General features: G+C 68.5%; 8 protein-coding genes and 2 pseudogenes. 5 read left to right on the forward strand and 5 right to left on the reverse strand.

Annotation, left to right across the window (positions count from 1 at the left end; genetic code table 11):
* Window positions 1-499: pseudogene (locus N415_RS22620) on the forward strand (FeS-binding protein); the annotation flags it as partial.
* 13 nt (window positions 500-512) lie between these two features.
* Here N415_RS22620 and N415_RS22625 read toward each other — a convergent pair.
* Both N415_RS22625 and N415_RS22630 read right to left on the reverse strand, forming a co-directional pair.
* On the reverse strand, window positions 513-836 hold the full coding sequence (locus N415_RS22625) for a type II toxin-antitoxin system PemK/MazF family toxin (RefSeq protein ID WP_068186933.1): 324 nt from the start codon (window positions 834-836) through the stop codon (window positions 513-515).
* Window positions 833-1057: an antitoxin MazE-like protein gene (locus N415_RS22630; RefSeq protein ID WP_068102640.1), complete on the reverse strand. Its 225-nt coding sequence runs from the start codon at window positions 1055-1057 to the stop codon at window positions 833-835. Before N415_RS22630 ends, N415_RS22625 begins: the two co-directional genes overlap by 4 nt.
* A 71-nt stretch (window positions 1058-1128) precedes the next feature.
* Here N415_RS22630 and N415_RS22635 point away from each other — a divergent pair.
* The 3 genes and pseudogenes from N415_RS22635 (at window position 1129) to N415_RS22645 (ending at window position 4640) form a co-directional block, all read left to right on the forward strand.
* Window positions 1129-2417, forward strand: a pseudogene (locus tag N415_RS22635) (pyridoxal phosphate-dependent aminotransferase).
* A gap of 258 nt (window positions 2418-2675) precedes the next feature.
* A complete protein-coding gene (locus N415_RS22640) occupies window positions 2676-3254 on the forward strand; it encodes a hypothetical protein (RefSeq protein WP_068186939.1) in 579 nt (192 codons plus the stop codon).
* 96 nt (window positions 3255-3350) lie between these two features.
* Complete coding sequence (locus N415_RS22645) at window positions 3351-4640, forward strand: YibE/F family protein (protein WP_068186941.1); 1290 nt, start codon at window positions 3351-3353, stop codon at window positions 4638-4640.
* Here N415_RS22645 and rfbA read toward each other — a convergent pair.
* Genes rfbA through N415_RS22660 form a run of 3 tightly spaced genes read right to left on the reverse strand, consistent with a single transcriptional unit; the run spans window position 4588 to window position 6629 of the window.
* A complete protein-coding gene (gene rfbA / locus N415_RS22650) occupies window positions 4588-5457 on the reverse strand; it encodes a glucose-1-phosphate thymidylyltransferase RfbA (protein ID WP_068102633.1) in 870 nt (289 codons plus the stop codon). The genes N415_RS22645 and rfbA overlap by 53 nt on opposite strands.
* Before the next feature lie 19 nt (window positions 5458-5476).
* Entirely contained in the window at window positions 5477-5845 is a 369-nt protein-coding gene (locus N415_RS22655; protein WP_068102693.1) for a nuclear transport factor 2 family protein, read from the reverse strand.
* 28 nt (window positions 5846-5873) lie between these two features.
* Window positions 5874-6629 carry a maleylpyruvate isomerase family mycothiol-dependent enzyme gene (locus tag N415_RS22660; protein ID WP_068186943.1) on the reverse strand — a complete coding sequence of 252 codons (756 nt, stop codon included), beginning with the start codon at window positions 6627-6629 and terminating at the stop codon, window positions 5874-5876.
* A gap of 101 nt (window positions 6630-6730) precedes the next feature.
* On the opposite strand from N415_RS22660, the gene N415_RS22665 reads away from it, so the two are divergent.
* Window positions 6731-7209, forward strand: a 479-nt coding sequence (locus N415_RS22665; protein ID WP_152531532.1) for a PE family protein, incomplete at its 3' end; no start/stop codon positions are given.

Here is a 7209-nt window from a genome sequence, read left to right on the forward strand (position 1 = left end):
GGCCGCGCCCGCCGCGAAGGCCCCTTCTGCGGCCGAGGCCCCGGCCGCTCAGCCGGCCGCACCGGCCGAAGAGGCCAAGGCTCCCGCGGCGCCCGCCGCACCGGCTAAGGGGCTGGGCCTGGCGGCCGGCGCGAAGCGACCCGGCGCCAAGAAGTCGGCGGCCCCGGCGGCGAAGGCCCCTTCTGCGGCCGATGCCCCGGCCGCTCAGTCGGCCGCACCGGCCGCGCCCGCCGAAGAGGCCAAGGCTCCAGCGGCTCCCGCCGCACCGGTGAAGGGCCTCGGCATCGCCGCCGGCGCCAAGCGGCCCGGCGCCAAGAAGGCCGCGCCCGCCGCGAAGCCCGCCGAGGCCGAGGCTCCGGCCGAGCAACTGGAGGCCAAGGCCGAGCCCGAGCAAAAGCCGGAGCCGTCGGCGCAACCCGACGGTGACGCAGCACCGCCCGCGGCACCCGTTAAAGGCCTGGGTATCGCGCGCGGCGCCCGCCCCCCGGGCAAGCGCTGATCACGGATTGGGCTCAGGAGGCCAAGCCGAGGAACACCATAAGCGACCGTTCGATGTCTGCCATGAGCGTCGTGGACACGCGACCGATCCGCGTTCCGAGGTTTGAGCGGCGAACTGTTGTGATCTTGTCAATCATGGCGAAGCTGGGCTGTGCGATGCCGGTTGTCGTCGGGACCGCGATTCGCGCTACCGCCACACCGGCGACCGCTGTCGCAGTCAGCGGAATGACGACGACGGATTCCGTCGCCGAGAACAGGTCGTCCTGAATGATGATCGCCGGACGCGGCTTGGCCGCGTAGACGCCCCCCGAGACCGTCCAGAGTTCGCCGCGGATCACCCGTCGTCGTCCAGTGACGTCAGATCGTCCGAGATCGCCTCGACAAAGTCCATATCGTCGCTGTGCCGGTCGGCTTCGGCCAGCGCCAGTGCTTCCCGGTGCGCCTCCGCGGCGAACTGGGCCGACCGGACATCCGGCACCCACATCTGGACGGGGCGATACCCGCGTTCACGCATGCGACGACGGTATTCGCTGGCTCGCCCAGTCGATGTCCTGGCCATGCCCCCATGTTGCATGAAACTGTCGTTGCATGCAACGCCGTTGGGGTTTCGCGACCGGTCAGCAAATTTCGTTGGACAACGATGGCACCATAGTGGCGTGAGTACTCACCAGCTGCCCGCGCACATCACCGGCCATCATCGGCAGCGGTCCTTCGCCCAGTCGTCCAAACTGCAGGACGTCCTGTACGAGATCCGCGGCCCGGTGCACCAGCACGCCGCGCGGCTGGAGGCCGAGGGCCACCGCATCCTCAAGCTCAACATCGGCAACCCGGCGCCGTTCGGCTTCGAGGCGCCCGACGTGATCATGCGCGACATGATCCAGGCCCTCCCCTACGCCCAGGGCTACTCCGACTCGCAGGGCATCCTGCCGGCCCGGCGCGCGGTGGTCACCCGCTACGAGCTCGTCGAGGGCTTTCCGCGGTTCGACGTCGACGACGTCTACCTGGGCAACGGGGTATCCGAGCTGATCACGATGACGCTGCAGGCCCTGCTCGACAACGGCGATCAGGTCCTGATCCCGGCGCCGGACTACCCGCTGTGGACGGCGTCGACCTCGCTGGCCGGCGGCACGCCCGTGCACTACCTGTGCGACGAGACCCAGAACTGGCAGCCCGACATCGCCGACCTGGAATCCAAGATCACCGAGCGCACCAAGGCGCTGGTCGTGATCAACCCGAACAACCCCACCGGCGCCGTCTACAGCCGCGAGATCCTCACCCAGATGGTCGACCTGGCGCGCAAGCACCAGCTGCTGCTGCTGGCCGACGAGATCTACGACAAGATCCTCTACGACGACGCCAAGCACATCAGCCTCGCCACGCTGGCGCCCGACATGTTGTGCCTGACCTTCAACGGCCTGTCGAAGGCCTACCGGGTCGCCGGCTACCGGGCGGGCTGGCTGGCGATCACCGGGCCCAAGGAGCATGCCAGCAGCTTCATCGAGGGGATCAGCCTGCTGGCCAACATGCGGCTGTGCCCCAACGTCCCGGCGCAGCACGCGATCCAGGTGGCCCTCGGCGGCCACCAGAGCATCGAGGACCTGGTGCTTCCCGGCGGCCGGCTGCTCGAGCAGCGCGACGTCGCCTGGACCAAGCTCAACGAGATCCCCGGGGTGTCTTGCGTCAAACCCGAGGGCGCGCTGTACGCGTTTCCCCGGCTGGATCCCGAGGTCTACGACATCGAGGATGACGAGCAACTCGTCCTCGAGCTGCTGCTGTCCGAGAAGATCCTCGTCACGCAGGGCACCGGATTCAACTGGCCGGCGCCGGATCACCTGCGCATCGTGACCCTGCCGTGGTCCCGCGATCTCGCCGCCGCGATCGAGCGGCTGGGCAACTTCCTGGCCAGTTACCGGCAGTAAAGGGTTTCCGGCATCCGCTCTACGGATGGAGCCGGTGGGCCCGCGACCGGCTACGTGTGCTGAAACATTAGGGAAATCCCTGATTTCTCCGGCCCTGTTCATCGATACGCTCGCGCCATGCGACCGGCGAGCAGGACTTGGAAACCCAAGCCGACGACAGCGGACCACCCGGGTGCACACTTCCTCCGACCGGTTGCCGCGGCGGCGGGGGCGGCGGGACTGCTCCTTGCGCTCACGGCCCCCGCCCGGGCGCTCCCGATGACGCCGCTCGCTCCCGCCGAAGACTGCAACTTCACTACGGCGGTTCAGGTGCTCGATCAGGACGACGGTCTCGAGGTCGTCTTGCCGTCGAACGGACCGACGACGATCCAGGGGGACGCCTCCTACTCGCGCCCCGGCCAAAATGGCTTCACCAAGGGGGTCGCCAACGGCAACCTCACGGGCAACACGATCGAGATCCACGTGACCTGGAGTGGTCCGTTTCTTTTCAGCAACTACAAGGGCCAGGTCAATCCTGACAATTCCGCCAGCGGCACCGTCACCAATAGCAATGGGAACAACGCCACTACTGGCTGGCACACGAAGTTCAGCGATCGCATTAAGTGCAAGGCCTCGCCACAGGCGCCCGTGCCGCCGGCGCCCGTTGCCTTGACCGCCACGGTGAACGCCGACACCGATCTGTATGACAAGTCAAACGACAACGGTGACGCGCGTGTGATTGGCATGCTCAAAAAGGGCCAGGTTGTGAAGGTCGTGAGTGCGTGTACTCGAAACGCTTGGTGCATACTCACCCAACCCAAGGGCGCCGCATGGGGAAGGGACCTGACCAACAACTGATGAAAATGCACACGGCGCGCGCCCAGCCAGTGAAGCCGCCATACGGAATGCCCGGGCTGCCGTAGGGTGCCGGCGCCGCCCTCTACCCTCGACCGGGTGGCGCACTCACATTCGCACAGCCTCCGCGGCTCGCCCGGGGCCCCGTCCGGGCTGGATCCGCTTCCCGCCAAGATCGTCGTTGGGCTGCTCATCGCCATCGGCGTGGCGGTGCTGGCCGGTGCGGTGTTGCTCTGGCCGAGCCGCCAGCACGTCGATATCCCCATGCCGTTCCAGAACGCGGCCGGCGGCGCGGTGAGCACACAGAAGGGCCACGTGCTGTCCAGCGCGCTGGGTGACTGCGGCAGCCCGTCGGCGGGCCAGGTGATCACGACGGCGCCGCAACCGGCGGCCCCGGGCGCCGGGCGATGTATCCAAACGCTGATCGCCATCGACTCGGGACCGAACGCGGGCGCCAAGACGCTGCTGGAGTCCTCCCCCGGTCCCGGCCAGCCCCACTTCGGGGCCGGCGATCGCGTCCGGCTGGTCCGGCAGGTCGACGAGCAGGGCACCACCAGCTACGCCTTCTACGACTTCGAACGTGGCTGGCCGCTGGTCGCGCTCGCCGTCGCGTTCGCGGTGGTGATCGTTGCCGTGGCCCGTTGGCGCGGGTTGCTCGCGCTGGTCGGCATCGTCGTCGCGTTCCTGGTGCTGGTGGTGTTCCTGCTGCCGGCGCTGCGCGACGGCGCCCCTGCCGTCCCCGTCGCGCTGGTGGCGTCCGCGGTCATCCTCTATGCCGTGATCTACCTGGCCCACGGGGTAAGCCTGCGGACCAGCGCCGCCCTGCTGGGCACCCTGTCGGCGTTGCTGCTGGCCGCCGGATTATCTTGGGCCGCAGTCGATCTGGCCCATCTCACCGGCCTGTCGGACGACCAGAACGGCCAGGTCTCGGCGTATCTGGGCAACGTGTCGATCAGCGGGCTGCTGCTCGCCGGGTTCATCATCGGCTCGCTCGGTGTGCTCAACGACGTGACCGTGACCCAGGCGTCGACGGTGTTCGAGCTCGCGCACCTCGGCGGCTCCCGGCGGGCGATCTTCCTAGGCGCCATCCGGGTAGGCCGGGATCACATCGCCAGCACGGTCTACACGCTGGTGTTGGCCTACGCCGGCACGTCGCTCCCGTTGCTGCTGCTGTTCAGCGTCTCGAATCGCTCGCTGGGTGACGTGCTGATCAGCGAGAGCGTGGCCATCGAACTCGCCCGCTCCGCGGTCGGCGGCATCGCGCTGGCGCTGTCGGTGCCGTTGACGACGGCGATCGCGGCGGTGCTGGCGAAACCGGGCTTAGAGCCGGCCCCGGTCAGCGCCGCTGTTCCAGCAGCCCCAGCAGGTAGTCGCCGTAACCGGACTTGACCAGGGTATGCGCCCGCTTGGCCAGCTGCTCGTCGCTGATCCAGCCCTGCAGCCAGGCGATTTCCTCGGGCACGCTGACCTTCAGCCCCTGCCGCCGTTCCAGCGTGCGGACGTAGTCGCTGGCGTCCAGCAGCGAGTCGAAGGTGCCAGTGTCCAGCCACGCCGTCCCGCGCGCCATCACCTCGACCGACAGCCGGCCACGGTTGAGGTAGATCTGGTTGACCTCGGTGATCTCGTACTCGCCGCGCGCCGATTTCTTCAGGTTCTTGGCGATCTCGATCACGTCGTTGTCGTAGAAATACAGGCCCGGCACCGCGTATTGGGACTTCGGGGTGGCCGGCTTCTCCTCCAGCGACAGCGCCATGCCGTCGTCGCTGAACTCGACGACACCGTAGGCCGACGGGTTGGCCACCCAGTACGCGAAAATCGCTCCGCCGCTTATGTTTTGGAAGCGGCTCAGGCTGGTGCCCAGGCCGGGGCCATAGAAGATGTTGTCGCCCAACACCAACGCGGCCGAGTCGTTGCCGAGGTGGTTGGCACCGAGCACGAAAGCCTGTGCCAGGCCTTCGGGTTCGTGCTGCTGGACGTAGCTGAGGTTGATGCCGAATTGCGAGCCGTCGCCGAGTAGCCGCTCGAAGCCGGCCGCGTCGTGCGGGGTGGTGATCACCAGGATGTCGCGGATGCCGGCCATCATCAGCGTGGACAGCGGGTAGTACACCATCGGCTTGTCGTAGACCGGCAACAACTGCTTGCTGATGCCGATCGTGATCGGGTGCAGACGGGTGCCCGACCCGCCGGCCAGGATGATCCCACGCATAGGTGCCTCTCTGTTGGGCCTAATTTACGAGGTCGGACTCGGTGAGTTCCGTCGCGGCCAGCGCCGCTGCCAGGTCCTCGTGCCGGAACACCGACGTGACGTGATCGCGGACCACCCGGAATGCCGACGCGGCGTTGGTGACCTCCCCGTCCGGGGTGCTGACCTTCTCTTCGACGACGACGACGCCGTCGTGCACATACATGCGTCCGGGTTCGGCCGTGCCTTCGCGAGAACCGGCCCACCTGCGCAGCGCCTCATGACCCTGCGCGGCGCCGTGAGCGTCGCCGATTTCGATGTCCTCGCTGGACAAGGCCACCAGGGTTTCCAGGTCCGAGGCGTTGAGGGCGTCGTGCCACGCCAGAACGGTGGCGATCTCCGATGTGGTCATGGTCAGCAAGCTACCGTGTCCGCCCGAGTTACAAAGGCGTACGGTCCAGCCAGTTCTGCCACACGGCGTCGTCCCCGAACAGCTCGATGCCGGTGTCGGCCAGCGAGACCCGGCGAAGCAGCGCCAGCAAAAGTTCGGTGGCGCCGCCGCGCAGCGCCGCGCTGCCCTTGCCGTGCTCGTGCGACCAGGTGATCGCGCCGCCGTCGACACCGATCGTCCATTCACCGGCGTCGCCCAGCCCCGGGTCGGTGGCGTGCAGGTGCAGGGTGCTGCCAGCCTCCAGCGGCAGGGGCGACCCGTCGCTTCCGGCCTGAATGGCCACGCGCTCAAGCCATTCCGTTATCCCGTCGGCCGCGATCTCGGCGCCCAGGGTGAATTCGCTGCCGGTCGCGATGGCGGCGTCGGCGCGGTGCACCGCGGTCTCGTGCAGCCGGCGCCGAACCCACCAGTTCGCCGGGCGCGTGCCGAGGAAGGTCCACACCGGTGTTTCCACGCCCGACAACTCGACGGCGTCCACCAGCCGCTGCGCGCCGCCGTGCAACCAGGAGATCGCGTCGGCCGGATCCGGTGGCGGCTTGCCGCCCTCGACGGTGCGGGGATCGAGGTATTCCTGGAGCTGGTCGCGCACGATCTGCGCCGCCCACCGATCGCCGCGCCCGACATGGCGCAACAGCTGGCTGACGCTCCAGCCGGGGCACGTCGGCACGGGCGTGGATTCGTCGACACCGCGGAAAAGCTCGGCGAAGGCCCGGTTTTCGGTGAGGAACTCGGCGGCGTAGTCCACGGGGTCAGGCTACTCGCCGGTCCCGACCGGCTTGATCCAGTGCGGCAGGCCGTCGATGCGGATAACGTCCGTCCTGACAGCGACTGATGAAAGGCGGGGGCATGTCGTTTGTGATCGTGGGACCGGAGGCGCTGGGGGCGGCGGCTTCCGATTTGGCTCGCATCGGGGCGGCCGTGAACACGGCCAACGCGGCCGCGGCGGCCTCGACGACGCGGGTGGTGGCCGCGGGCGCCGACGAGGTGTCGGCGGCGATCGCGTCGCTGTTTTCCGGGCAGGCACAGGACTTTCACGCGCTGACCACCCGTGCGGCGGCCGTTCACGACCAGTTCGTGCAGGCCTTGGGCGGGGGCGCCGCTTCGTATGCCAGCGCCGAGGCGGCGAACGTCCAGCAGACACTGATGAACGCCATCAACGCGCCCACCGAGGCGCTGTTCGGACGCCCGCTGGTCGGCAACGGCGCCAACGGCGCCCCGGGAACAGGGCAGAACGGCGGCGACGCCGGAATCCTGATCGGCAACGGCGGGGCGGGCGGCTCGGGTGGGCCCTCCCACCCCAACGGCGGCAACGGCGGGGCCGCCGG

Source organism: Mycobacterium sp. UM_CSW, from assembly GCF_000455205.1.
In the GTDB taxonomy this organism is placed as follows: Bacteria; Actinomycetota; Actinomycetes; order Mycobacteriales; family Mycobacteriaceae; genus Mycobacterium.

Excerpts from the sequence above, each read along its gene's own strand:
- N415_RS22640 (WP_068186939.1), top strand. The coding sequence starts at position 2,676 with ATGACGCCGCTCGCTCCCGCCGAAGACTGCAACTTCACTACGGCGGTT.
- N415_RS22630 (WP_068102640.1), bottom strand. The coding sequence starts at position 1,057 with ATGGCCAGGACATCGACTGGGCGAGCCAGCGAATACCGTCGTCGCATG.
- rfbA (WP_068102633.1), bottom strand. The coding sequence starts at position 5,457 with ATGCGTGGGATCATCCTGGCCGGCGGGTCGGGCACCCGTCTGCACCCG.
- N415_RS22655 (WP_068102693.1), bottom strand. The coding sequence starts at position 5,845 with ATGACCACATCGGAGATCGCCACCGTTCTGGCGTGGCACGACGCCCTC.